23 protein-coding genes are annotated in these 23455 nt (G+C 72.3%); 9 read left to right on the top strand and 14 right to left on the bottom strand.

The features are described from left to right. The 3 genes from EV684_RS13460 to hutU form a co-directional block, all read right to left on the bottom strand. Entirely contained in the window at positions 1-2118 is a 2118-nt protein-coding gene (locus EV684_RS13460) for a putative bifunctional diguanylate cyclase/phosphodiesterase (protein WP_132647804.1), read from the bottom strand. A 101-nt stretch (positions 2119-2219) separates the two neighbouring features. Next, on the bottom strand, positions 2220-3770 hold the full coding sequence (gene hutH, locus EV684_RS13455) for a histidine ammonia-lyase (protein ID WP_132647803.1): 1551 nt from the start codon (positions 3768-3770) through the stop codon (positions 2220-2222). Between the two features lie 2 nt (positions 3771-3772). Beyond that, on the bottom strand, positions 3773-5464 hold the full coding sequence (gene hutU / locus EV684_RS13450; RefSeq protein ID WP_132647802.1) for a urocanate hydratase: 1692 nt from the start codon (positions 5462-5464) through the stop codon (positions 3773-3775). 84 nt (positions 5465-5548) lie between these two features. Here hutU and hutC point away from each other — a divergent pair, with 84 nt between their 5' ends. From hutC to hutF, 5 genes are read left to right on the top strand one after another with little or no spacing between them, the layout of a single operon-like run. After that, complete coding sequence (gene hutC / locus EV684_RS13445) at positions 5549-6265, top strand: histidine utilization repressor (protein ID WP_132647801.1); 717 nt, start codon at positions 5549-5551, stop codon at positions 6263-6265. Then, complete coding sequence (locus EV684_RS13440) at positions 6262-6726, top strand: HutD/Ves family protein (protein WP_132647800.1); 465 nt, start codon at positions 6262-6264, stop codon at positions 6724-6726. The genes hutC and EV684_RS13440 overlap by 4 nt, the downstream gene beginning before the upstream one ends. Then, positions 6723-7925 carry an imidazolonepropionase gene (gene hutI / locus EV684_RS13435; protein ID WP_132647799.1) on the top strand — a complete coding sequence of 401 codons (1203 nt, stop codon included), beginning with the start codon at positions 6723-6725 and terminating at the stop codon, positions 7923-7925. Before EV684_RS13440 ends, hutI begins: the two co-directional genes overlap by 4 nt. Next, on the top strand, positions 7922-8713 hold the full coding sequence (gene hutG / locus EV684_RS13430) for an N-formylglutamate deformylase (RefSeq protein WP_132647798.1): 792 nt from the start codon (positions 7922-7924) through the stop codon (positions 8711-8713). The genes hutI and hutG overlap by 4 nt, the downstream gene beginning before the upstream one ends. After that, on the top strand, positions 8701-10056 hold the full coding sequence (hutF, locus tag EV684_RS13425) for a formimidoylglutamate deiminase (RefSeq protein WP_132647797.1): 1356 nt from the start codon (positions 8701-8703) through the stop codon (positions 10054-10056). Before hutG ends, hutF begins: the two co-directional genes overlap by 13 nt. Before the next feature lie 4 nt (positions 10057-10060). On the opposite strand, the gene EV684_RS13420 is transcribed toward hutF, so the two are convergent. Further along, positions 10061-10474 carry a GNAT family N-acetyltransferase gene (locus tag EV684_RS13420; RefSeq protein WP_165908488.1) on the bottom strand — a complete coding sequence of 138 codons (414 nt, stop codon included), beginning with the start codon at positions 10472-10474 and terminating at the stop codon, positions 10061-10063. Between the two features lie 128 nt (positions 10475-10602). Here EV684_RS13420 and EV684_RS13415 point away from each other — a divergent pair, with 128 nt between their 5' ends. After that, a complete protein-coding gene (locus EV684_RS13415) occupies positions 10603-10833 on the top strand; it encodes a DUF6429 family protein (protein ID WP_132647795.1) in 231 nt (76 codons plus the stop codon). Between the two features lie 71 nt (positions 10834-10904). Here EV684_RS13415 and EV684_RS13410 read toward each other — a convergent pair whose 3' ends face one another. The 6 genes from EV684_RS13410 to EV684_RS13385 form a co-directional block, all read right to left on the bottom strand. Beyond that, on the bottom strand, positions 10905-11390 hold the full coding sequence (locus EV684_RS13410) for a GNAT family N-acetyltransferase (protein ID WP_132647794.1): 486 nt from the start codon (positions 11388-11390) through the stop codon (positions 10905-10907). 81 nt (positions 11391-11471) lie between these two features. After that, positions 11472-11951: an RES family NAD+ phosphorylase gene (locus tag EV684_RS13405; RefSeq protein WP_132647793.1), complete on the bottom strand. Its 480-nt coding sequence runs from the start codon at positions 11949-11951 to the stop codon at positions 11472-11474. Next, positions 11952-12374: an antitoxin Xre/MbcA/ParS toxin-binding domain-containing protein gene (locus EV684_RS13400; RefSeq protein WP_237704841.1), complete on the bottom strand. Its 423-nt coding sequence runs from the start codon at positions 12372-12374 to the stop codon at positions 11952-11954. A 242-nt stretch (positions 12375-12616) separates the two neighbouring features. Next, positions 12617-13093, bottom strand: a complete 477-nt coding sequence (locus EV684_RS13395; RefSeq protein ID WP_132647792.1) for a hypothetical protein — start codon at positions 13091-13093, stop codon at positions 12617-12619. A 105-nt stretch (positions 13094-13198) separates the two neighbouring features. Continuing rightward, entirely contained in the window at positions 13199-13588 is a 390-nt protein-coding gene (locus tag EV684_RS13390) for a hypothetical protein (RefSeq protein WP_132647791.1), read from the bottom strand. A 36-nt stretch (positions 13589-13624) separates the two neighbouring features. Next, positions 13625-14014 carry a hypothetical protein gene (locus EV684_RS13385; RefSeq protein WP_132647790.1) on the bottom strand — a complete coding sequence of 130 codons (390 nt, stop codon included), beginning with the start codon at positions 14012-14014 and terminating at the stop codon, positions 13625-13627. A 346-nt stretch (positions 14015-14360) separates the two neighbouring features. Here EV684_RS13385 and EV684_RS13380 point away from each other — a divergent pair, with 346 nt between their 5' ends. Continuing rightward, positions 14361-15704, top strand: coding sequence for an NAD(P)H-dependent oxidoreductase (locus EV684_RS13380; RefSeq protein WP_132647789.1), 1344 nt, complete (start codon positions 14361-14363; stop codon positions 15702-15704). Between the two features lie 10 nt (positions 15705-15714). Here EV684_RS13380 and EV684_RS13375 read toward each other — a convergent pair whose 3' ends face one another. Continuing rightward, a complete protein-coding gene (locus EV684_RS13375) occupies positions 15715-16398 on the bottom strand; it encodes a class I SAM-dependent methyltransferase (protein WP_165908487.1) in 684 nt (227 codons plus the stop codon). A 207-nt stretch (positions 16399-16605) separates the two neighbouring features. Here EV684_RS13375 and acnA point away from each other — a divergent pair, with 207 nt between their 5' ends. Then, positions 16606-19335 carry an aconitate hydratase AcnA gene (acnA, locus tag EV684_RS13370; RefSeq protein WP_132647787.1) on the top strand — a complete coding sequence of 910 codons (2730 nt, stop codon included), beginning with the start codon at positions 16606-16608 and terminating at the stop codon, positions 19333-19335. A gap of 15 nt (positions 19336-19350) precedes the next feature. Here the strand turns inward: acnA and EV684_RS13365 are convergent, their stop codons facing one another. Both EV684_RS13365 and EV684_RS13360 read right to left on the bottom strand, forming a co-directional pair. Then, positions 19351-20190, bottom strand: a complete 840-nt coding sequence (locus EV684_RS13365; RefSeq protein WP_132647786.1) for a PEP-CTERM sorting domain-containing protein — start codon at positions 20188-20190, stop codon at positions 19351-19353. A gap of 179 nt (positions 20191-20369) precedes the next feature. Next, complete coding sequence (locus EV684_RS13360; RefSeq protein WP_165908486.1) at positions 20370-21212, bottom strand: cyclase family protein; 843 nt, start codon at positions 21210-21212, stop codon at positions 20370-20372. 241 nt (positions 21213-21453) lie between these two features. Here EV684_RS13360 and EV684_RS13355 point away from each other — a divergent pair, with 241 nt between their 5' ends. Next, complete coding sequence (locus EV684_RS13355; protein ID WP_200222344.1) at positions 21454-22188, top strand: IclR family transcriptional regulator; 735 nt, start codon at positions 21454-21456, stop codon at positions 22186-22188. A 34-nt stretch (positions 22189-22222) separates the two neighbouring features. Here the strand turns inward: EV684_RS13355 and EV684_RS24035 are convergent. Continuing rightward, a partial coding sequence (locus EV684_RS24035; protein ID WP_243651158.1) for an MBG domain-containing protein occupies positions 22223-23455 on the bottom strand: 1233 nt, incomplete at its 5' end.

Raw genomic sequence — 23455 nt, 5'->3', positions numbered from 1 at the left:
TTACACCGGATCCGCGGGGGCCGCCGCGCAGGGCAGCGTGCCGCCGTCGAGCAGCGCCTCGAAACGCTCGCGCGGCAGCGCCGGCGCGAACAGCCAGCCCTGGAACTCGGCGACGCCGAGCGCCTCCAGCCAGCGCCGCTGGGCCTCGGTCTCGACCCCCTCGGCCACCGGATGCAGCTTCATCGCCCGGCACAGGCCGACGATGGCCTCGGCCACCGGGCGCTCCTGGGGCGGCGCCTGCACGAAGCTGCGGTCGATCTTCAGCGAGGTGAAGGGCAGCCGCTGCAGATAGGCCAGGTGCGAATAGCCGATGCCGAAGTCGTCGAGCGCGACCGACAGCCCCAGTTCACGCAGCCCCTCGACCAGCCGGGTGGTGCGCTCGCCTTCGGCGACGAGCATGGACTCGGTGATCTCGATCTCCAGCGCCTGCGGCGGGCAGCCGGTCTCGCGCAGCACGGTCTGGATCTCGTCGAGCAGCCAGGGATCCTCGAACTCGCAGGGCGAGAGGTTGACCGACAGCTTCAGCCGCCGGCCCGCCGCCCACCAGCCGGCCTGCTGGCGCGCCGCCATCTCGAAGGCCCGCCGGCCCAGTTCACGCATCAGCCCGGCGGCCTCGCAGACCGGGATGAACTCGCCCGGCAGCACCCAGCCGCGTTCGGGGTGGCGCCAGCGCAGCAGCGCCTCGGCGCCGACGATTCGCGGCACGCCGGCGCTGACACGCGGCTGGTAGAAGAGTTCGAACTCGTGGCGCGAGAGTGCCAGGCGCAGCTCCTGCTCCATGCGCGTGCGCGCCTGCAGGGTGAGGCTCATGCCGGCTTCGTAGAAGGCGAGCGCGTCGCGTCCTTCGGCCTTGCCGCGGTACATCGCCAGGTCGGCGTGCTGCAGCAGGCGCTCGAAATCCTCGCCGTCGTCGGGGAAGACGCTGGCGCCGACGGTGGCCGCGACCCGCGCCTGCACGCCGGCGAGCTCGAAGGGCCTTGCCAGGCGCTCGCGCAGCCGGGCGTGGATGCGTGCGACCTCGCGCCGCGGGTCGGGTGCGGCCAGCAGGATCAGGAACTCGTCGCCGCCGAAACGCGCAACCAGGTCGTCGCGCCGCACCGCGCCGGCAAAACGCGCCGCCACCTGCACCAGCAGTTCGTCGCCGGCGGCGTGGCCCCAGGAGTCGTTGACGTCCTTGAAGTGGTCCAGGTCGATCAGCACGACGGCGGCCTTCAGCGGCCGGTCCGCCGGTGCCGCGCGCACCTGCTCGACGAGGCGGCGGAAGTGCGCCTGCGCCGCGGCGCGGTTGGGCAGCTGGGTGAGACCGTCGTGCTCGGACATGAAACGCGCCTGGGCCTCGCTCTGCTTGAGCGGGGTGACGTCGGTCTCGCCGAGCAGCAGCACCTCGGCGCCGGTGACGGCGTCGCGGCGGCGGCGCGCCGAGACCTCGTGCCAGCGCGGGCCGGCGGCGGTGTGCACGGCCATCGTCAGCGTCGCCTCGCCTTCGGACTCCAGGCGGCGCAGCAGCGCGGCCAGCGCCTCGGCGTCGGCAAAACGTTCGCGCAGGCCTTCGTCGTGGCGGCGCACCGAGGCCCGTGCCGCGGGGTTGCGATACAGCGCAGCGCCGTCCAGCGCGTGCAGCGAGATCATCATCGGCGTGTGCAGCAGCGCGTCGACGGCGCGCAGCGACTCGGGCGTCGAGTGTTCGATCGGCCGGCCCTCGCAGAGCATCGCCATGCGGCCGTCCTCCAGCCGCCAGCCGCTGAGCTGCATCTGCATCGGCACCGGGCGCCCTTCGGGGAACAGCGTCCACTGCTCGTTGAAGACCGCGCCGTGCGACGCGAAGTCGGCCTGGTACTGCGCCAGGCGTGCGGCCACGGTGGTCGACATGTCGGCGCCCAGGTCGCGCGCGGCCAGCGCCTCGCGGCTGTCGGCACGCCAGACCTCCAGCGCCGCGTGGTTGGCCCAGGCGACACGGCGGTGGTCGATGTCGAAGATCCAGACCGGCGCACGCAGCAGGTCCAGCGGCTCGAGCGTGGCCGGCGCGCAGGGCGAGTCCGGATAGGGACAGCCGGACGAGCGCCGACGCCCGGGCCCGGGCGGACAGAGCTGCAGCAAAGGGCGGCGTGGCGTGGACACGGACGGATCTCCGGCGTGCGAACCGCCGCGGGGGGCACGCCGCCACCCGCCGGGCGGCCGACGTCAGACCGGTTTATCGGCCTGTCGTCACGATCCTTGAGTCAGGCCGGCGACCACAGCTGCGGCAAGCCCGGCAGCGTGTGCAGGATGCGGCCCAGCGCACCGTCGGCGACCAGCGCGCCGGCGTGTTCGATGTCCGGCGCCAGGTAGCGGTCGACGTCGATGGCCGGGCTGCCGGCGCGCAGCAGCGCGTGCGCGGCTTCCAGCGGCTCGGAGCTCGCCAGCGGGCGCAGGAACTCGATGCCCTGGGCCGCGGCCAGCCACTCGATGCCGAGGATGCGCGCGACGTTGGCGATCATCGGCTGCAGCCGGCGCGCCGCGAAGGTCGCCATCGAGACGTGGTCCTCCTGGTTGGCGCTGGTCGGCAGGCTGTCGACGCTGGCCGGGTGCGCCAGCGACTTGTTCTCCGAAGCCAGCGCGGCGGCGGTGACGTGGGCGATCATGAAGCCGCTGTTCAGGCCGGCGTCGCGCGCCAGGAAGGGCGGCAGGCGCGAGACGTTGGCGTCGATCAGCATCGCGATGCGGCGCTCGGCGATCGCGCCGACCTCGGCGATCGCGGTGGCCATCGCGTCGGCGGCCAGCGCCACCGGCTCGGCGTGGAAGTTGCCGCCCGAGACCAGCGCGCCATCCTCGGCGAAGACGAGCGGGTTGTCGGTCACGGCATTGGCTTCGCGCAGCAGCACCAGCGCGGCGTGGCGCAGCTGGTCCAGGCAGGCGCCGACGACCTGCGGCTGGCAGCGCAGGCAGTACGGGTCCTGCACGCGATCATCGCCGTCGACATGGCTGGCGCGGATGCCGCTGCCGGCGAGCAGGCGGCGGTAGACCTCGGCGACGTCGATCTGGCCCGGCTGGCCGCGCAGCGCGTGGATGCGCGGGTCGAACGGGCCGTCGCTGCCGCGTGCGGCGTCGACCGTCAGCGCGCCGATCACCAGCGCCGACTCCAGCACCGGCTCGAACGAGAACAGCGCGTGCAGCGCCAGCGCGGTGCTGGTCTGCGTGCCGTTGATCAGCGCCAGGCCTTCCTTGGCGGCCAGCGTCAGCGGCGGGATGCCGGCGGCCTGCAGCACCTCGGCCGCGGCGCGCCGCACCGGGCGGCCGTCGTCGTCGACCAGGAACTCGCCTTCGCCCATCAGCGCCAGCGTCATGTGCGCCAGCGGCGCCAGGTCGCCCGAGGCGCCGACCGAGCCCTGCGCCGGCACCCAGGGCACGAGACCGGCGTCGTGCACCGCCAGCAGCGTGTCGACGACCACCGGGCGCACGCCCGAGAAGCCGCGCGCCAGGCTGGCGGCCTTCAGCGCCAGCATCAGCCGCACGACCGGCGCCGGCAGCGGCTCGCCGACGCCGACGCTGTGCGAGCGGATCAGGTTGCGCTGCAGCGTGTCGAGGTCGGCCTCGCCGATGCGCGTGCTGGCCAGCTTGCCGAAGCCGGTGTTGACGCCGTAGACCGGCGCCTCGCCGGTGGCTGCGGCGTGCACGACGGCGGCGCTGGCGCGCAGCCCGGGCAGGGCCTGCGGGTCGATCATCAGCTTGTGGCCGCCGGCGTGGATCGCCTGCAGCTGGTCGAGCGAGAGTTCTCCGGGTCGCAGCAGCATCGTCAGACTCCTTGGGCCAGCATCGGCAGGTCCAGACCTTGTTCACGGGCGCAGGCCTGGGCGTCCTCGTAACCGGCGTCGGCGTGACGCATCACGCCGGTGGCCGGGTCGTTCCAGAGCACACGCGCCAGGCGACGGTCGGCGGCTTGGCTGCCGTCGCAGACGATGACCACGCCCGAGTGCTGCGAATAGCCCATGCCGACGCCGCCGCCGTGGTGCAGGCTGACCCAGGTGGCGCCGCCGGCGGTGTTGAGCAGCGCGTTGAGCAGCGGCCAGTCGCTGACGGCGTCGCTGCCGTCCTTCATCGCCTCGGTCTCGCGGTTGGGGCTGGCGACCGAGCCGCTGTCCAGGTGGTCGCGGCCGATGACGATCGGCGCCTTGAGTTCGCCGCTGCGCACCATCTCGTTGAAAGCCAGGCCGGCGCGGTGGCGCTCGCCCAGGCCCAGCCAGCAGATGCGGGCCGGCAGGCCCTGGAAGGCGATGCGCTCGCCGGCCATGTCCAGCCAGCGGTGCAGGTGCGCGTCCTCGGGGAACAGCTGCTTCAGCTTGGCGTCGGTGCGGCGGATGTCCTCCGGGTCGCCCGACAGCGCCACCCAGCGGAAGGGCCCCTTGCCGCGGCAGAACAGCGGCCGCACGTAGGCCGGCACGAAGCCCGGGAAGGCGAAGGCGTCGGCGACACCTTGATCGAGCGCGACCTGGCGGATGTTGTTGCCATAGTCGACCGTCGGCACGCCCATCGTGTGGAAGGCGAGCATGGCCTTGACGTGCGCGGCGCAGCTGGCGGCTGCCGCGGCGCGCAGTTCGGCGTGCTGTGCCGGGTCGGCCTGCGCGGCGCGCCAGCGCTCGACCGTCCAGCCGGCCGGCAGGTAGCCGTTGACGAGGTCGTGGGCGCTGGTCTGGTCGGTGACGAGGTCCGGCCGCACGCCGCGGCGCACGAGTTCGGGCAGCACTTCGGCGGCGTTGCCCAGCAGGCCGATCGACACCGCGCGGCCTTCGGCCGTGTAGCGCGCGATGCGCGCCAGCGCGTCGTCGAGGTCGGCGGCCTGCTCGTCGAGGTAGCGGCTGCGCAGGCGGAAATCGATGCGGCTCTGCTGGCACTCGACGGTCAGCGAGGTGGCGCCGGCGAAGCTGGCGGCCAGCGGCTGCGCGCCGCCCATGCCGCCCAGGCCGGCGGTGAGGATCCAGCGCCCGGCGAGGCTGCCGCCGTAGTGCTTGCGGCCGGCTTCGGCGAAGGTCTCGTAGGTGCCCTGCACGATGCCCTGGCTGCCGATGTAGATCCAGGAGCCGGCGGTCATCTGGCCGTACATCATCAGCCCGGCGCGGTCGAGGTGGTCGAAATGCTCCCAGGTCGCCCAGCGCGGCACGAGGTTGGAGTTGGCGATCAGCACACGCGGCGCGTCTTCATGGGTGCGGAACACGCCCGCCGGCTGGCCCGACTGCACGAGCAGCGTCTCGTCGGGCTTCAGCCGCTCCAGCGTCGAGATCAGCGTCTCGAACGCACGCCAGTTGCGCGCCGCCTTGCCGATGCCGCCGTAGACGACGAGCGCGTCGGGGTTCTCGGCCACCTCGGGGTCGAGGTTGTTCTGCAGCATGCGGTAGGCGGCCTCGATCAGCCAGTTGGCGCAGTGCAGCGTGTCGCCGCGCGGCGAGCGCACCGGGCGCGGGCCGGCGGGATGGGCGGAAGACTCGGACATGGGCGACTCCTGGGCGACGCGGGAGGGTCGGATCAGGGTTGCACTGTACTTGTCTAGACAAGTCGTCGCAACTACCATCCGGCCATGGTTTCCCCGGACACGGCCGAGGCCCCGTACGCGCGGGTCAAGCGCTTCCTGAAAGACGGTCTCGAACGCGGCGAGTGGCCGCCGGGCGCGCTGATGCCCTCCGAAGCCGAGCTCGTCGCGCGTTTCGGCGTCAGCCGCATGACGGTCAACCGCGCGCTGCGCGAGCTGCAGGGCGAAGGCCTGGTCGAACGTTCGCAAGGCGTCGGCACCTTCGCCGCGCAGCGCCACCGGCTGGCCTCGACGCTGACGATCCGCGACCTGCACGAGGAGCTGGCGGCGCGCGGCCAGCAGCACGAGGCCGAAGTCCTGCTGAAGGCCGAGGAATCGGCGCCGCCGGCGCTGGCCGAACGCCTGGGGCTGGCGCCGGGCGCGCCGGTGTTCCACACCGTCATCGTGCACCGCGCCGACGGCGTGCCGCTGCAGCTGGAAGACCGCTACGTCAACCCGGCCGCGGCGCCCGGCTACCTGGACGTCGATTTCGCGACGACGACACCGACGCACTACCTGCTGCAGGTGGCGCCGCTGTGGGAGGCCGAGTACAGCGTCGAGGCCAGCGCCGCCAGCGCCGAGGAGGCCCGGCGCCTGGCGATCGCCGAAGGCGACCCCTGCCTCGTCGTCGTGCGCCGCACACGCCGCCTCGAAGGCCCGATCACGATCGCCCGCCTGGTGCACCCCGGCGCGCGCTACCACCTCGAAGGCGGGTTCAGGCCGTGACGGTGCTGCTCGCCGACGACGTCGTGCCGCAGCCCTGGGCCAACGGCGCCGGGCGCACGCGCGAGCTGCTGACCGGCGGCACGCCCTGGCGCTGGCGGCTGAGCCTGGCCGAGCTCGACACCGACGCGCCCTTCTCGGCCCTGCCCGGCGTGCGGCGCTGGTTCGCGCTGGTCGAAGGCGGGCCGGTCGAGCTGGTGTTCGGCGGGCGCGTCGAGCGCCTGCACGCCGGCGAGGCGCCGATCGAGTTCGACGGCGGCGATGCGCCGCACTGCCGCGTCGCCGCCCCGGCACGCGCGCTGAACCTGATGCTGCGCGGCGCCCGGGGCGGCCTCGCGCTGGCGCCGATGGCCGCCGCGCAGCGCGGCTGCTACGAGCCCGGCACACGCACGCTGCACTGGGACACGAACGACGCCGACGCCAGCGGCGTCTGGATCGCCGTGCACGACGGAGACACCCGATGACGACGACGCTCTGGCGCGACGCGCGCCTGGTGACCCTGGCCGGCGACACGGGCTGGGGCCTGATCGAAGACGGTGCGCTGCTCGCCGACGGCGACACGATCGCCTGGGTCGGCCCCGAGGCCGAGCTGCCGGCCGGGCTGGCGCCCGAGACCGAGCACCGCCTCGGAGGCGCGCTGGTCACGCCGGGCCTGATCGACGGCCACACCCACCTGGTCTACGGCGGCGACCGCGCGCGCGAGTTCGAGCTGCGGCTGCAAGGCGCGAGCTATGAGGACATCACGCGTGCCGGCGGCGGCATCCGCTCGACGGTGGCGGCCACGCGCGCCGCCGACGAAGCGGCGCTCTTCGCCGCCGCACTGCCCCGCGCCCGCGCGCTGGCTGCCGACGGCGTGACGACGCTGGAGATCAAGTCCGGCTACGGCCTGGAGCTGGAGGCCGAGGCACGCTGCCTGCGCGTCGCACGCCGACTGGGCGCCGAGACCGGGCTGACCGTGCGCACCAGCTTCCTCGGCCTGCACGCGCTGCCGCCCGAGTACCAAGGCCGCGTCGACGACTACGTCACGGCCGCGATCGGCTGGCTGCCGGCGCTGCACGCGCAAGGCCTGGTCGACGCCGTCGACGCCTTCTGCGAGACCATCGCCTTCACGCCGGCGCAGGTCGAACGTTTCTTCGCCGCCGCGCGCACGCTGGGCCTGCCGGTCAAGCTGCACGCCGAGCAGCTCAGCGACCAGGGCGGCGCGGCGCTGGCGGCGCGCCACGGCGCGCTGTCCTGCGACCACCTGGAATGGCTGTCGCCGGCCGGCGTGCGCGCGATGGCCGCCGCCGGCAGCGTCGCGATGCTGCTGCCCGGCGCCTTCTACTGCCTGCGCGAGACCAAGCTGCCGCCGCTGGCCGCGCTGCGCGAGGCCGGCGTGCCCGTCGCGCTGGCCACCGACCACAACCCGGGCACCTCGCCGATCCTGTCGCCGACGCTGGTGATGAACCAGGCCTGCACGCTGTTCCGCATGACGCCCGAAGAAGCGCTGCGCGGCTTCACCGTCAACGCCGCGCGCGCGCTGGGCCTGGCCGACCGCGGCCGGCTCGTGGCCGGCCAGCGCGCCGACCTCGCCGTCTGGGACCTGGACCACCCGGCCGAACTGGCCTACTGGATGGGCCGCGCACCCTGCCGCGGCAGCGTCGTCGGAGGCATCGCACGATGAACGAGAGCTACACCCTGCACCGCGGCACGGGCCCGCTGGTCATCAGCGTGCCGCACGCCGGCACCGAGATCGCGCCCGAGGTCGGCGCCGCGCTGCTGCCGCGCGCGCTGGCCGTCGAGGACTGCGACTGGCACCTGGACCGGCTCTACGACTTCGCGGCCGAACTCGGCGCCAGCCTGATCGTGCCGCGTTACGCGCGCTACGTCGTCGACCTGAACCGCCCGCCCGAGAACACGCCGATGTACCCGGGCCGGAACAACACCGAGCTCTGCCCGACACGTTTCTTCAGCGGCGAGCCGCTGTACCGCGAGGGCCGGACGCCCGACGAGGCCGAGGTGCAGCGCCGCGTCGCCACCTACTGGCGGCCGTACCACGAGGCGCTGCAGGGCGAGCTGGCGCGGCTGAAGGCCGAACACGGCCACGCCGTGCTCTTCGACGGCCACAGCATCGCCGCCGAGCTGCCCTGGTTGTTCGAAGGCCGGCTGCCCGACCTGAACCTGGGCACGGCGGCCGGCCACGCCTGTGCGCCGGCGCTGCGCGAACGCCTGGCGGCGGTGCTGGCGGCGCAGAGCCGCTTCGGCCACGTCGTCGACGGCCGCTTCAAGGGCGGCTACATCACGCGCCACTACGGCCGCCCGCCCGACGGCGTGCACGCGGTGCAGATGGAGATGACCTGGCCGTGTTACCTGGCCGAGGCGATGCCGCCGGTCTGGGACGCGGCCCGCGCCGCCGACGCGCGCGCCGTGCTGCGCACGCTGGCCGAGACGATGCTCGCATGGCGGCCGTGAACCGCGAGTTCTGGGCGCCACGCGCCTGGGTCGGCGGGCGCTGGCGCGAGCAGGTGCGGCTGGCCGCCGGCGCCGACGGCTGCTGGGCCGCCATCGACTGCGGCGTCGCGCCGCCCCCCGGCGCCGAACGCCTGGCCGGCGACGTGCTGCCGGCGCTGGTCGACGCCCACAGCCACGCCTTCCAGCGCGCTTTTGTCGGCCTGTCCGAACGCCGCGACAGCGCGCACGACGACTTCTGGTCCTGGCGCGACCGCATGTACGGCGTCGCGCTGAAGCTGCGGCCCGAACAGCTGCGTGCCGTCGCCGCCCATCTCTACGCCGAGCTGCTGGCCGGCGGCTACAGCCAGGTCTGCGAGTTCCACTACCTGCACCACGACCTGGACGGCCGGCCCTATGCCGACCCGGCCGAGATGTCGCAGGCGCTGGCCGACGCGGCGCAAGACGCCGGCATCGGCCTGACGCTGCTGCCGGTGCTGTACGAACGCGCCGGCTTCCAGGCCGAGGCGCTGCGCGCCGACCAGCGCCGCTTCGCGACGACGCCGCGCCAGGTGCTGGCCATCGCCGACACGCTGCGCGGCCGCCCCGGCGTGACGGTCGGCGCCGCGGTGCATTCGCTGCGCGCCGCGCGGCCGGCGTCGATCGCCGAACTGGCCGCGGCCTGCGACGGCCCGCTGCACGTGCACGTCGCCGAGCAGACCGCCGAGGTCGACGACTGCCTGGCCGCCACCGGCTGCCGGCCGATCGAATGGCTGGCGCGCCATGCCGGCCTGGACGCGCGCTGGCAGCTGGTGCACGCGACGCATGCGACGCCCGAGGAGATCGAGGCCGTCGCGGCGTCCGGCGCGGGTGTCGTCATCTGCCCGGCGACCGAAGCCGACCTGGGCGACGGCTTGTGCGACCTGCCGCGCTGGCTGGACGCCGGCGTGCCGCTGGCGGTCGGCTCGGACAGCCAGGTCGTGCGCGCCTGGCCGGAGGAGCTGCGCTGGCTGGAATGGGGGCAGCGGCTGCTGCACCGGCGGCGCAACGTCGCCGCGGCGCCCGGCGTCGAGCCGGCAAGCGCGGCGCGCTTGTTCGAGCGCCTGCGCGCCGGCGGCGGCACGGCTGCGGGGTTCGAGCGCTGGGGGCTGGAAGTCGGCGCGCGTGCCGATCTCGTCGAACTCGACCCCGCTGAACCAGCGTTGGCCGGCCTGCCGCCAAGTCACCGCCTCGACGGGCTGGTGTTCGGGGCGCCAGCGGCGCCGTTCAAGCGCACGCTGGTGGCCGGGCGCTGGGCGGCGGCGGATCGTGGGGCGATCCGGGCGCGGTTCGAGGCGGTGATGCGGGACGTCTGGGACGGGGTTTGAAGGTTCAGCGGCTCAGATCGACCGCATAGAACCATTCGGACGAACCGTCCTTGTTGATACCCGAGATCTGTCCGACACGCTCCCAGCCCAGGCATTCGAAGATCCGTTGCGTGCCGACGCACCAATCCTCCGTTGAAGACAGCAGCTTGCGACCAGCGGCTCTCGACTGGACGAGTCGGACCAGCCGGGTCGCGATGCCCTGCCGTCGGAAGTCCACACTGACGCAGAGAAAGGTCAGCAGTGGCTGGCCGAGCAGGCCCCGCGGCTCGTAGCTGGCATAACCGACGACCCGGTCGCCTGCCAGCGCGACGAAACACGTTCCGGCCTCGATCTCACGCAGCCGGTCACCGTTGAACTCGTCGAAACGGGCGATCGCTTCGACGTCCGACGGGTGCGCGGGACGGGTCTCAATGGTCATCATTGGTTTCGAGTCGCTTGCCGATGAGCTGCAGGCCGGTACCTTCCAGTGTGCCCGCGCCCCGTTCGGACAAACGACGAGGGCACCCCGTTGCCCTCGAGGCAGTGGTGCCGCGACGATAGACGGCCATGAAACTCGACACCGACCGCATCGACGACGCCGTTCTCGCGCTGCTGTTGCTGGGGCTGCATGAAGGCGAGCGCGCGTGGAAGTCCTTCGACTGGGACGCCCTGGACCGGCTGCACGCCAAGGGCCTGATCTCCGACCCGGCCGGAAAGGCCAGGTCGGTGGTGTTCACGGCGCAGGGCAAGGCGAAAGCCCAGGCATTGCTTCAATCGCTGTTTGGCGCACCGGATTGAAGAGCGAAGAGCAGCACCCGGGCAGTACTGCCGGCCTCCGGGTTCCCGGCGGCCTGCTCCAAGACCTGGTTTCAAGCCGCGCCGTTCAAGGCCTTGATCAGTTGCAGCACGGGAAGCCCGGGCCGCCACAAGTCGGGAAACACCTCCAGTTCCTCATAGCCCAGGGCCTTGTAGAAGGAACGTGTCTCGGCGTACTCGGCGCTCGGGTGTCCGGCCGCCACCGTCTTGACCTGCAGGTGGCGCGCACCCTGCCCGAGCAGCCAGCGCTCGGCATGCCGGTGCAGCTGCCGCCCGACGCCTCTCGCACGTGCGTCGGCTTGCACCGCCATGCAATGCACCTCCCATGACGCCGGGAAATGCTCTCTCAGTGTCATGAATGCGATGGCGCAGCCGCGCTCGGCAGCCCAGAAGGTGGGAAGTCGCTGCGTGTCCTGGGCGTACTGGAGTAGAGCCGAGTCGACGCCGAACCAGCGCGGCAGGCTTCGCAGGATCCTCTGCGCGTCGGCCGCGGCACCACCCAGCGGGCCGGCCAGCTCCAACGAGATCGGGTCTCTCATACGCGACAAGCTCGAGTCCCAGGCGCCATGGAGCGCAACGAACCGCCTCCAGTCGACGCACCAGCGTGCCTTCGGGGGCGCCTACGCCCTGCGGTCGAACCGCCCGTCATAACTCCAGCTCCTGAGCTTCAAGGCCGTGATGCCCGCCGCGTCCGGATGGCGCGGGTTGATCAGGCAGTTGTTCTCCTCGGGCACGATGACCGACGGCAGTTCGAGCACCGCCGACGCCATCGACGCCAGCCAGCGCAGGCCGAGCTCGACCGACACCAGCCCTTCGGGGATGGCGCTCCAGCCGACCGGCAGCGAGGCCGCCTGCAGCGTCTGGCGGCGGGCCCAGACCTCGTCGGGGATGGCGACCCGCACCAGGAAGCGGTTCAGCGGCAGGCCGGCGACCCGAAGATGCACGACGGTCTCCAGGCAGGCCAGTGCGATCGAGCCGGCGCAGTAGACGACCGGGCTGCCGGCTCGGTTCCAGCGCCCGCCGGTCTTCTCGGCGCCGCGCCCCGACAGGTCCTCGGCGAGGAAGTCGCGGGTGTCGCTGGCGATGCGCCAGACGAACACTCAGGCGTAGGCGCCGCTTTGAGCGCGCGCCAGCAGGTTGGCCACCAGCATCTGGCCCTCGGCGGTGTCCATCAGCTCGGCCGGGCAGCGGCCGCCGAGCGCCGGCACGGGCTCGCCGAGCCAGCGCCCCACCCAGGCACCGGCGTCGAAGCCGGCGGGCGTGCCCGACTCGTCCAGCATGGCCTGCACCTGGCCGATCAGCCGCGCGATGCCGAGCACGCGTGAACTCTGCTCGGCCGACAACGGCTCGTCCTTGGCCAGGCGCCGCTCCATCGTCGCGCGCGGCAAGCCCAACGTCGCATAGAGCCGGTCGCGGCTCATGCCCAGGCTGCTGGCCAGCGGCGGCACCCACCCGGCGCGCACGCCGGTCTTGACCAGCGTGACCGTCTGCAGCGGCGACAGGGCATCCAGTCGCTGCAGCAAGCCGGGCTCCTGGCTCGGATCGGCCTGAAGCAGGCGACTCAGCAACTCGTCACCCGTCGACGACGCCGAGCGCACCGGGGCGCGCCGGCTCTTGGCGGATGCGGCGGCCTCGCTGCGAACCCTGTTCTCCATCATGCTCATCGGCACACCTCATCTCCTTTGAGACAACAGATTATCCCAAACGGGATCGACTCGTACCGGGATCCGTCGGGGTCATCCCGAGTTCGCCGCGCAGACAGGGATCAAGGATCACCGGGGTGGCCTGCCGGACGCCTCGTGCGGACATACATCGCCGAGGCCACCAGAGGCCCGACGACCATCGGCGGCCATGGAAGACCGGTGAAGCCTCGCAGGTAAGCCCACAGCAGAGGATTGCCGATGTCCGGACAGAGAGACGGACGCAGGCAGAGGCTTGCAAGCGCCGCCGAGGCCAGCAGAGGCGCCGCCAGGGTGGCAGCTGCGGCCACGATGACCAGACCGACGAAAGCCGCCCGGCGCCGCACCGCGTGGCCCATGCTGCCGACCCGACATGCGGCCAGGCCGACGACGGTCAGCACCAGGAGGTTGCCGAGTCCCAATCCGGCGGCGAGAGCCGTCTCCAGCCCAGGCAGCGTCTTGTAGGGGCCGGCACCTTCCAGTGCAGCCCGAAGTTCCAGGAGCACGAGTCCCGCCGAACCGCCCCCCGCAAGCACGACGGCACGTGGGGTGGCCGGGTTCATGGTCGAACGCCCCGGCGTAGCGGCCGCGGACGCCCGGACACGCGCGGCGCCGGGGACCGGCCGGCGCAGCACGGCCGGTCGGCCGAGGTTCTTTCCGGCAAGGGATCAGGCCTCACGGTCTGCAGCCGGGGTGGCGCGTTGCCGGAAGACAGCGAAGCTCATGCGCCAGTACCCGATTGCGAAGACCACGGCGAATACCGAGTAGACCGTGTAGGTCACGAGCAGCGCCACGGGGCCGAAGGTCGCTTCGAGATCGCCACCCATGGACTGCACCAGCGCCCACCAGGCGGACACAAGCGCGATGCCGAGGAAGGCGGACCAGCGCCCGGGAGCCTTGGTCTTCAGCGCTACCGCCAGAGCGACCCCCAGCACGCAAGCCATCGCCAACGCCCCGACAACGAAGCTGATCGCACTGATGGTCGCGAGATGGTCCACCTCAGCGGGCGTGAGGGAACGCATGACGAAGACTTCGGACTGCGGTGAGGCACTGCTCATGGGCGTTGTCGATCCAGCTGAGGCGGTCCGCCGGCACTATGACAGCCAGGCACGTAGCGCTTCGAAGCCGAGAACAAGCGTTGCAACGGACCAGGCCAGCAAGAGCAGCGCCACGATGTCGATGAAGAGGCGGATCTGGAAAGCCCAGTCCTCCGTGACGGCCTCGCCCGGGCCGATGAACTCGGCCGGAACGCCCCGAAGTCGCTGGAGAACGTAGCGGAGCATCAGCAGGCCGAGGATCCCGACGACGGCGTAGCCCCATTCGAAAGGCTCATGGATCGAGAGCGCAGCGGGGGCCGCGATGACCCAGCCTGCCATGACGACGCGCGCCGTGCGTCGGGCAAGGCCGACAGGCCTGAGAAGAGACCAGGGGTTCTCATCCAGCAGCGGCTTGCGCTTCCATCGCTCTCCAGGGTCGTGCATCACCTCCGCAACCTCCTCCCCGATGGCCGACGACCGTCGGCCCCATGGCGCACTGCGGCGGCCGGAGCGCGACGCCGAAGGAATATTCCTGACCTACGCATCAAGTGCAAGGCCGCAATGGCAGACCGAACGAGACGCCAGTCTTGCGCCCGTGGCCAGGCGAAGGCCCGGTAGCGGGCAAAGCCCGCAGCGGAGACGGGCGTGCTAACACGTCCTCCACCCGCACCCGCCCGGGATGACCCGTAGCGCACCACCCAGCCTCGGACATGACACTTGTCAAGCCGTCTGCCGCCACAACAAGGACTCCGATGCTGCTTTGCCCCCCGATGCGCCGCGTGCGCCGCCCGGCATGAAGACCGGCCTGCACACCCAGCTGCGCCGGCGCGCGGCCGAGGGGCGGCCGATCCGCGTCGGCCTGATCGGCGCCGGCAAGTTCGGCTCGATGTACCTGGCGCAGGTGCCCAACACGCCCGGCGTGCACCTGGCCGGCATCGCCGACCTGGCGCCGGACGGCGCGCGCCGCAACCTCGAGCGTGTCGGCTGGGACCCGGCACGCGCCACCGCGCCCAGCCTGGACGCCGCGCTGGCCGACGGCCGCACCCACGTCGGCGAGGACTGGCAGGCGCTGGTGCGGCACCCGGCGATCGACGTCATCGTCGAATGCACCGGCCACCCGGTGGCCGCGGTCGAACACTGCCTGGCGGCGATCGCCGAGGGCAAACACGTCGTCAACGTGACCGTCGAGGCCGACGCCTTCTGCGGCCCGCTGCTGGCGCGGCGCGCGGCCGAGGCCGGTGTCGTCTACTCACTGGCCTTCGGCGACCAGCCGGCGCTGATCTGCGACCTCGTCGACTGGGCGCGCACCTGCGGCTTCCCGGTCGTCGCCGCCGGGCGCGGCCACAAGTGGCTGCCGCACTTCGCGCAGTCGACGCCGGAGACGGTCTGGGGCTTCTACGGCCTGACGCCCGAGCAGGCCGACCGCGGCGGGCTGAACCCGAAGATGTTCAACAGCTTCCTCGACGGCTCCAAGCCGGCGATCGAATGCACCGCGGTCGCCAACGCCACCGGGCTGGCCGTGCCCTCGGGCGGCCTGCTGTACCCGCCGGCGGCGATCGACGAGATCCCCGGCGTCACGCGGCCGTTGGCCGAAGGCGGCGTGCTCGAACGCAAGGGCATGGTCGAGGTCATCTCCTCGCTGCGCCGCGACGGCACGACCATCCCCTACGACATCCGCATGGGCGTCTGGGTCACCGTCGAAGGCGAGGCCGACTACGTGCGCCACTGCTTCGAGGAGTACGGCGCCAAGACCGACCCCAGCGGGCGTTACTTCACGCTCTACAAACGCTGGCACCTGATCGGGCTGGAGGTCGGTTATTCGGTGGCCAGCGTCGCGCTGCGCGGCGAGGCGACCGGCGCGGCCACCGCCTGGATGGCCGACGTCGTGGCCACCGCCAAACGCGACCTGCGCGCCGGCGAGACGCTCGACGGCGAAGGCGGCTACACGGTGGTCGGCCGGCTGCAGCCGGCCGAGGCCTCGCGTGCCCACGGCGGCCTGCCGCTGGGGCTGGCGCACGACCTGGTGCTCCAGCGCCCGGTCGCCGCCGGGCAGATGCTGTGCTGGGACGACGTCATCGCCCGGCCGGAACTGCCGGCGTGGCGCTTGCGGCGGGAGATGGAGGCGCTGGCGGCCTAGCCTTGACGAGTCACGGCTGCGCCGTGGCCATCACCCAGAGCCGCCCGGCGCCCAGCCATCGGCACGCACCGAATCCCTGGGCGCGCAGCAGGCTCTCGACATCGGTCTCGGACATCGCCATCGTCGTGAACGAGTGCCACCAACTGGCGCCGTCCAGCTCGTAACGCAGGCGCATCGAGACCTCGGCACCGCGGCGCTCGACCTGCTCGGCGTGATAGGCGACGCCGTTCGCGGCGCCGAGGAAGCCGGCTTGAACCGTCTGCAGCCACGTCGTGTCATGGCGCTTGACGAAGAAGCTGCCACCCGGCGCCAGGTGCCGCCAGGCCGCCGCGGCGAAGGCCTCGCGCACGGCCGACTCCGGGTGGTTGACGAGGTGGCTGGCCAGCAGCACCGCCGGCCAGCGACGGCCCAGGGCCAGCGTCTCGATGCTCGAACAGACGGCCTCGACGCCGGCGGGCAGGTGGGCCAGCATCTCGGCCGATTCGTCGACGCCGGTGACCCGCAGCCCCAGCGCCACCATCCGCGCGCACAGACGGCCGGTGCCGCAGCCGAGTTCGAGCACCGCAGGATGCTCGATCAACACCGGCTCGATGGCCTCGAGTTCACCCATGTAGGGCAAGCGGCGATAGAGCTCCACCGAGCAGCCGTCGGGCGTCTGCGGGCCTTCTCCGGCGCCAGAGACACCGTGGCTCATGCCGGCCGGACGGAAGCTCGGCGGGCCATCGCGATCGGGCCTGATGTACGAACGATCATCGGTCGGTCCCCCTGCGAACATGCTCGTGCGCCAGCGTAGCGGCATCCGGGGCGGCTCGCGCGCGGCGGCAGCCCGATCGCCCCACCGCCCAGCCGCCCTCCCCCTCGTGCCCACAATGGCTGCGGTCCACGCCACCGGAGGAACCGCATGCCCCGCAACGCCGCCGCCCACCCGTTCGCCGAGACCGTCCGCCGCTTCGAGACCGCCTCCGGCGAAGAGGGCCGATTGTTCTCGCTGCCGGCGCTGGCCGAGCGCTTCCCGGGCGTCGCGCGCCTGCCGGTGTCGCTGCGCATCGTGCTGGAGAGCGTGCTGCGCCACTGCGACGGCCGCAAGGTGACGGCGGAGCACGTCGAGCAGCTCGCCGGCTGGGCGCCGAAGGCGCCGCGCAGCGAGGAGATCCCGTTCGTCGTCGCGCGCGTCGTGCTGCAGGACTTCACCGGCGTGCCGCTGCTCGCCGACCTGGCGGCGATGCGCAACGTCGCCCAGCGCCTGGGGCGCGACCCGAAGACCATCGAGCCGCTGGTGCCGGTGGACCTGGTCGTCGACCACAGCGTGATGGTCGACCACTACGGCAGCCCCCAGGCGCTGGACCTGAACATGCAGCTGGAGTTCAGGCGCAACCGCGAGCGCTACCAGTTCATGAAGTGGGGCATGGGCGCGTTCAGCACCTTCGGCGTGGTGCCGCCGGGCTTCGGCATCGTGCACCAGGTGAACCTGGAGTACCTGGCGCGCGGCGTGCACCGCGGCGCCGACGGCGTCGTCTACCCCGACACGCTGGTCGGCACCGACAGCCACACGACGATGATCAACGGCGTCGGCGTCGTCGGCTGGGGCGTCGGCGGCATCGAGGCCGAGGCGGCGATGCTCGACCAGCCGGTCTACCTGCTGACGCCCGACGTCGTCGGCTTCGAGCTGTCCGGCCGGCTGCGCGAAGGCGTCACCGCCACCGACCTGGTGCTGACGATCACCGAGATCCTGCGGCGCGAGAAGGTGGTCGGCAAGTTCGTCGAGTTCTGCGGCGAGGGCACGCGCTCGCTGTCGGTGCCCGACCGCGCGACGATCGCCAACATGGCGCCCGAGTACGGCGCGACGATGGGCTTCTTCCCGGTCGACGAGAAGACCGTCGAGTACTTCGCCGGCACCGGGCGCACGACGGCCGAGATCGAGGCCTTCGAGGCCTATTTCCGCGCCCAGGGCCTGTTCGGCGTGCCGGCGGCCGGCGCGATCGAATACAGCGCGCTGATCCGGCTGGACCTGTCCACCGTCGCGCCCAGCCTGGCCGGGCCGAAGCGGCCGCAGGACCGCATCGAGATCGGCGACGTCAAGCGCCGCTTCGCCGAGCTGTTCTCGGCGCCGGTGGCGGCCAACGGCTTCGGCCAGCCAGCCTCGCGCCTGGGCCGTCCCGTGAAGGCGGGCGACGGGCTGCAACTGCGCAACGGCGACGTGCTCATCGCCGCGATCACGAGTTGCACCAACACCAGCAACCCGGGCGTGATGCTGGCCGCCGGGCTGCTGGCCAAGAAGGCGGTCGAGGCCGGGCTGACGGTCAAGCCGCACGTCAAGACCTCGCTCGCGCCGGGCTCGCGCATCGTCACCGAGTACCTGACGAAGACCGGGCTGCTGCCCTACCTGGAGCGGCTGGGTTTCGCCGTTGCCGCCTACGGCTGCACGACCTGCATCGGCAACGCCGGCGACCTGGCGCCGGAACTCAACGACGCGATCACGGCGAACGATCTGGTCTGCGCCGCGGTGCTCTCGGGCAACCGCAACTTCGAGGCGCGCATCCACCCCAACCTGAAGGCCAACTTCCTCGCCAGCCCGCCGCTGGTCGTCGCCTACGCGATCGCCGGGACGGTGCAGCGCGACCTGATGACCGAGCCGGTGGGCACCGGCCACGACGGGCGCGAGATCTGGCTGGGCGACCTCTGGCCCACGAGCGACGAGGTCGCGGCGCTGATGCGCAGCGCGATGGACGGCGCGGCCTATCGCCGCAACTACGCCCGCGTGCAGGCCGAGCCGGGCGCGCTGTGGCAGCAGATCGCCGGCGCCGGCGGCGAGGTCTACAGCTGGCCCAAGAGCACCTACATCGCCGAGCCGCCGTTCTTCCGCGACTTCCAGCTCGCGCCGCCGCCGGTGCAGCCGGGCGTGCGCGGCGCGCGCATCATCGGCCTGTTCGGCGACTCGATCACCACCGACCACATCTCGCCGGCCGGCAGCTTCCGCGAGACGACGCCCGCCGGCCGCTACCTGCTCGAACAAGGCGTGCTGCCGGCGGACTTCAACAGCTACGGCGCGCGCCGCGGCCACCACGAGGTGATGATGCGCGGCACCTTCGCCAACGTTCGCATCAAGAACCTGATGATCCCGCCGCGCGAGGACGGCTCACGCGTCGAAGGCGGCTACACGCTGTACCGCGACGGCACCGGCACGCCGGAGCTGCTGCCGATCTACGACGCCGCGATGCGCTACGTCGCCACCGGCGTGCCGACGGTCGTGTTCGCCGGCGAGGAGTACGGCACCGGCTCCAGCCGCGACTGGGCGGCCAAGGGCACGATGCTGCTGGGCATCCAGGCCGTCGTCGCGCGCAGCTTCGAACGCATCCACCGCAGCAACCTGATCGGCATGGGCGTGCTGCCGCTGCAGTTCAAGCCCGGCGAGTCCTGGCAGAGCCTGGGACTCGCCGGCGACGAGACCGTCGACGTGCGGCTGGCGCTGCCGGTGCGGCCGCTGTCCGACGCGACGCTGGTCCTCACCGCCGCCGACGGCACGCGGCGCGAGGTGGCGGTCACGCTGCGCATCGACACCCCGATCGAGGTCGAGTACTGGCGCCACGGCGGCATCCTGCCGTACGTGCTGCGCCAGCTGCTGGGCGGCTGAGCGCCGCCGCGGGCCTCAACAGGCCGCCCGGCGCCGGCGGGCCGCCAGCAGGGCCAGGCCGCCGAGCATCATCGCCGCGGTGGCCGGTTCGGGGATCGCAGCCGGCGCGAAGCTGTAGGAGTAGCCGATCGACACGGTCTGGCCGGCGGCCACGGTACCCAAGTCGTAGGCGAGGCTGATCGAGTCGTCGCCGTAGCGCCCGTAGCCCGCCGCCTGACCGTTCGCCAGAGCCTTCGCCGGATCGACGGCGAAGCAGCAGTCGCCGGCGTTGACGTAGGCGACGGCGCTCGCGCCGGCCGCGGTGTCGTTGGCCAGCGTGACGGTGAGGCCGGATTGCTCGCCGTAGGCGCTGACCGCCGCGCCCGCCCCCTGGCCGAGGATGCGGTTGAACGTGAACGGCGTCCCGATCCCGTAGTCCTGGTCCGGATCGAAGCCGACGCCCCAGCGCACGCCGTCGAGGTCGGAGTCGCCGGTGTTGGTCAGGTTCAGGTGCACCGTCAGCTTGTTGCCCGAGGCGAGATGCACCGTCTGGCTGAAGGACCAGTCGCCGAAGGCACCGACCGTCGTCGCGTCGCCGGGCCCGGCGGCCCAGGTGCTGGCACCGAAGGGGTTGGCTCCGTACTGGGCGACGAGCTGGGTCGTCCCGGCGCTGAACCAGTACCAGCTGCTGGGCGTCCCGACGTTGACGAACTCGCGTCCGCCGTAGGCCAGCGCGGGGTAGGCGCTGTAGTCGAAGTTGCCGCTGTCGGCGATGGTCGCCCCCAGGGTCCCCTTCTGCAGCTCGACCGACGCTGCGGCCGCGCTCCCGGCGACGGCGCAGGCGGCCGCCAACACGACGCAATGACGAGTGAACATCTGAACTCTCCCCGGATGGCGCCGCGAAGTCCGCGGCTGGGCCACTGTGGGGAGGCCGGCGCCGGGGCACCGCCCCTGGGACCGGGGGACGGCGGGGCGGCGGCTTACAGCGCTCACCCCGCTCAGGCGCTCTGCAACAGCGCCATACCGCTGTTGCAGCTTGGAAGCGTCCGGGGCGCTCAGCCCTGGCCGTTCTCGATGCGGTAGCCGCCGCGTTTGTCGACGATGGCCACCAGCCGCACGATGCAGCCGTCGCCGTCCTTCCAGCGCCAGGGGAAGGCGGCGAAGGTCACGCGTTTGCCGGTGACCTTGTCGATCTCGCCGCCGACGTTCTCGATGCCGCAGATGCCGGCCTGCAGGATCGCCTGGTGGCAGGGCTCCCACTCGGGGAAGTCCTCGATGACCTTGCGGCCGGTCTCGCGCTCGTACTCCATGTTGACCTGCGGCAGCAGGCCGTTGGGCCAGCCCGGGCCGTGCGGGCCGATGGCGGTGCCCAGCGGGTGGTCCAGCGCCTGGGTGTCGGTGCCGATCATCTTCACCTTCTTCTTCGCGAACCACTCGCCGGCTTCCTTGTAGAAGCCCGGCGAGTAGGCGTAGTACTGGCGGTTGTCGCCGTAGTGTTTGTGCCAGCCGGTGTTGACGATGACGATGTCGCCCTCGCGGATCTGCGGCGACGCACGCTCCAGGTCCTCGGCGGTGATGACTTCCCAGCGGCCCTTGGGAATCGAGACGACGACGCCGGTGCCGAAGAAGTACGGCAGCGGCACCTCGTCCATGAACGGCGTGCCCTCGACGACGTGCGCCGGGGCGTCGATGTGCGTGCCCGAGTGCATCACCGTCGTGATGCGCTGCGTCAGCACGCCGCTGCGCGCCATCGTGTGCAGGCGCTCGATCTTGACGTCCTCGAAGTAGGGCCAGCAGGGCTGCCCCAGGCCCCACGGATGGCTGAGGTCGTAGAACTCCAGCCCCATGTCGTTGTCGAGGTTCTCTTGGTAGGTGATGCCGCGGACCGTGATCGTCATGCCGTGCTCCGGATGAATGAAGTTTGATGTACCGCTATGCGGTACATGTGTACCGTTTTGCGATGCATCAGTACTATCCGGATCAAGATCGTTTAAAGGAATAGGGTTAACCCTGATGACTCGACATCCCCTGGCCGACCGCCAGCCCGATGGCACACTCGCGCCCGCGAAGAACGGGGGGCGGGACGTGGCGAAGACGGAGGCAGAAGAATCCGGCGGCGGTGCCGAGCGCGCGGGTGGCGTGCAAGTCATCGCGCGTGCCGCCGCGGTGCTGCGTGCGCTGCGCGACCACCCGGGCGGCCTGTCGCTGGGCGAACTCGCGCGGCTGCTGGGGCTGCCGCGCTCGACGGTGCAGCGCATCGTCGAGGCGCTGGACCGCGAACAGCTGGTCATCGCCGCCAGCCCGACGCGCGGCGTGCGCCTGGGCCCGGCGCTGCTGGCGCTGGCGGCCGCCGCGCGTTTCGACGTCGCCGAGTTCGCGCGCCCGGTGCTGCAGGCGCTGGCACGCGAGTGCGGCGAGACGGTGGACCTGTCGCTGCTGGACGGAGAACGTCTGGTCTTCGTCGATCAGGTGGCCGGCGCGCAGCGCCTGCGCGCCGAGTCCGGCGTCGGCGTGGCCTTCCCGCTGCATGCCAGCGCGCCGGGCAAGGCGATGCTGGCGGCACTGTCGCCGACGGAACTGGCGCTGCTGCGCCCGCGCCTGCGCCTGACGGCGCTGACGCCGGCCACGCTCACGGACTGGCCGACGCTCGAAGCCGAGCTGCAGGCCGTCCGGGCCTGTGGCTGGGCCGTCGACCAGGAAGAGAACGCCGCCGGCATCTGCGCACTGGCGGCGGCGCTGCGCCTGCCCGGGGGCGAGATCGCGGCGATCTCGATCCCGGTGCCGGCGATGCGCTTCGGTGGCGTGCGCGACGAACTCGCACGCCGCCTCGTCGAACGCTGCGCGGCGCTGCGCAGCACGCTGGGCGGCCGCTGAGACGCCACGGCCCGCAGGCCGCGGCGTCCCGGGTTCAGCGGCCGGCGTCCACGCGCACGACGGTCGACGCCGAGGCGCCGGCTTCGGTCTGCGCGGTGACCACCACTTCCAGCATCGCCGCCGCGCCGGAGGGCGGCACGCCGCTGAGCACGCCGGTGCTCGTGTCCAGCGCCATCCACGGCGGCAGCGGCGAGCCGTCGGCCATCCGTGCGCTGTAGCTCAGGCGGGCCTCGGCCGGTTTCTCGAAACTGGCGCTGGCGTCGAAGCGGAACCCACTCGCCGAATCCGCGCTGACCTGGCTCTGCGGCTCGACGACGGCCAACGCCGCGGCGCCGCCCCCGGCCGGCGCCGCGGCGCCCGGAGTCCCGGCGGAACCGGCCTCCGTACCGGAACCGGAACCGGAACCGGAACCGGAACCGGAACCGGAACCGGAACCGGAACCCGAACCCGAACCCGAACCCGAACCCGAGCCCGAGCCCGAGCCCGAGCCGGAGCCAGTCGAACCCGAGCCGGCGACATCGGCGCTCGAACCGATCGAACCGATCGAACCGCTCGAACCGCTCGATCCGCTCGATCCGCTCGATCCGCTCGATCCGCTCGATCCGCTCGATCCGCTCGATCCGCTCGAAGCGCTCGAGCCGTTGGAACCGATCGGGTCCACGGCGGCGCCAGCCGCGCCGCCGGACACCAGACCGGCCTCGCCCCCGCCCGACACCCCGCCACCGACGACGACCATCGAACCGGGTTGGCCGATCGTCGGCGCCGGCGCGCCGCCTGAGGGCGGCACGGTCGTGACCGGGGTGGTCGCGGTGCCGGTGCCGGAGTCCGGCGTCACCTGGTCGACCAGCTTCTCGGAGTTGACGTTCGACGACGGCTTCACGGTCAGCGTGCCGTCGACGTACTGCAGCGTGTAGTTGTCCGCGCTGCCGCCGGAGGCGACGATGGCGTACTGTCCAGGCGACAGCCCGGCGCCGCCGGGCGCGGCGAGTTGCACGCCGCCCACGACCGAGGCGGTGTCGGCGTAATGCAGCTGGCTCGAGTCGACGCTGTAGGTCAGCGCCGGGTCGCGTTCGCCGGCGATCCTGGACTTGTCGTCGGCGCTCACCGTCAGCTGCGCCTTGGCCACCGTCAGCGTGCCCTCGTGCAGCACGATCTCGTAGTTGGACGCCGCGCCGCCGCTGGCCGTGATGGCATGCGTGCCCGCCGTCGCCGCCGCGCCGGTGGCCGTGGCCAGCGAGACGCCGCTGACCACCGCCGCCGTGTCGGC

This window comes from Rubrivivax gelatinosus (assembly GCF_004340905.1).
GTDB lineage: Bacteria > Pseudomonadota > Gammaproteobacteria > Burkholderiales > Burkholderiaceae_C > Rubrivivax > Rubrivivax gelatinosus.
Note: the sequence above shows the minus strand (reverse complement) of the source record. Positions and strands in the feature narration are given on the sequence as shown.

What these genes read in the sequence shown, in the direction of transcription:
- hutG (WP_132647798.1), top strand. Translation starts at nt 7,922, where the DNA reads ATGAACGAGAGCTACACCCTGCACCGCGGCACGGGCCCGCTGGTCATC.
- EV684_RS13410 (WP_132647794.1), bottom strand. Translation starts at nt 11,390, where the DNA reads ATGAGAGACCCGATCTCGTTGGAGCTGGCCGGCCCGCTGGGTGGTGCC.
- EV684_RS13395 (WP_132647792.1), bottom strand. Translation starts at nt 13,093, where the DNA reads ATGAACCCGGCCACCCCACGTGCCGTCGTGCTTGCGGGGGGCGGTTCG.
- EV684_RS13420 (WP_165908488.1), bottom strand. Translation starts at nt 10,474, where the DNA reads ATGACCATTGAGACCCGTCCCGCGCACCCGTCGGACGTCGAAGCGATC.
- acnA (WP_132647787.1), top strand. Translation starts at nt 16,606, where the DNA reads ATGCCCCGCAACGCCGCCGCCCACCCGTTCGCCGAGACCGTCCGCCGC.
- hutF (WP_132647797.1), top strand. Translation starts at nt 8,701, where the DNA reads ATGGCGGCCGTGAACCGCGAGTTCTGGGCGCCACGCGCCTGGGTCGGC.
- EV684_RS13365 (WP_132647786.1), bottom strand. Translation starts at nt 20,190, where the DNA reads ATGTTCACTCGTCATTGCGTCGTGTTGGCGGCCGCCTGCGCCGTCGCC.
- hutH (WP_132647803.1), bottom strand. Translation starts at nt 3,770, where the DNA reads ATGCTGCTGCGACCCGGAGAACTCTCGCTCGACCAGCTGCAGGCGATC.
- EV684_RS13390 (WP_132647791.1), bottom strand. Translation starts at nt 13,588, where the DNA reads ATGAGCAGTGCCTCACCGCAGTCCGAAGTCTTCGTCATGCGTTCCCTC.
- EV684_RS13380 (WP_132647789.1), top strand. Translation starts at nt 14,361, where the DNA reads ATGAAGACCGGCCTGCACACCCAGCTGCGCCGGCGCGCGGCCGAGGGG.
- EV684_RS13375 (WP_165908487.1), bottom strand. Translation starts at nt 16,398, where the DNA reads ATGAGCCACGGTGTCTCTGGCGCCGGAGAAGGCCCGCAGACGCCCGAC.
- EV684_RS13415 (WP_132647795.1), top strand. Translation starts at nt 10,603, where the DNA reads ATGAAACTCGACACCGACCGCATCGACGACGCCGTTCTCGCGCTGCTG.
- hutU (WP_132647802.1), bottom strand. Translation starts at nt 5,464, where the DNA reads ATGTCCGAGTCTTCCGCCCATCCCGCCGGCCCGCGCCCGGTGCGCTCG.
- hutI (WP_132647799.1), top strand. Translation starts at nt 6,723, where the DNA reads ATGACGACGACGCTCTGGCGCGACGCGCGCCTGGTGACCCTGGCCGGC.
- EV684_RS13360 (WP_165908486.1), bottom strand. Translation starts at nt 21,212, where the DNA reads ATGACGATCACGGTCCGCGGCATCACCTACCAAGAGAACCTCGACAAC.
- hutC (WP_132647801.1), top strand. Translation starts at nt 5,549, where the DNA reads ATGGTTTCCCCGGACACGGCCGAGGCCCCGTACGCGCGGGTCAAGCGC.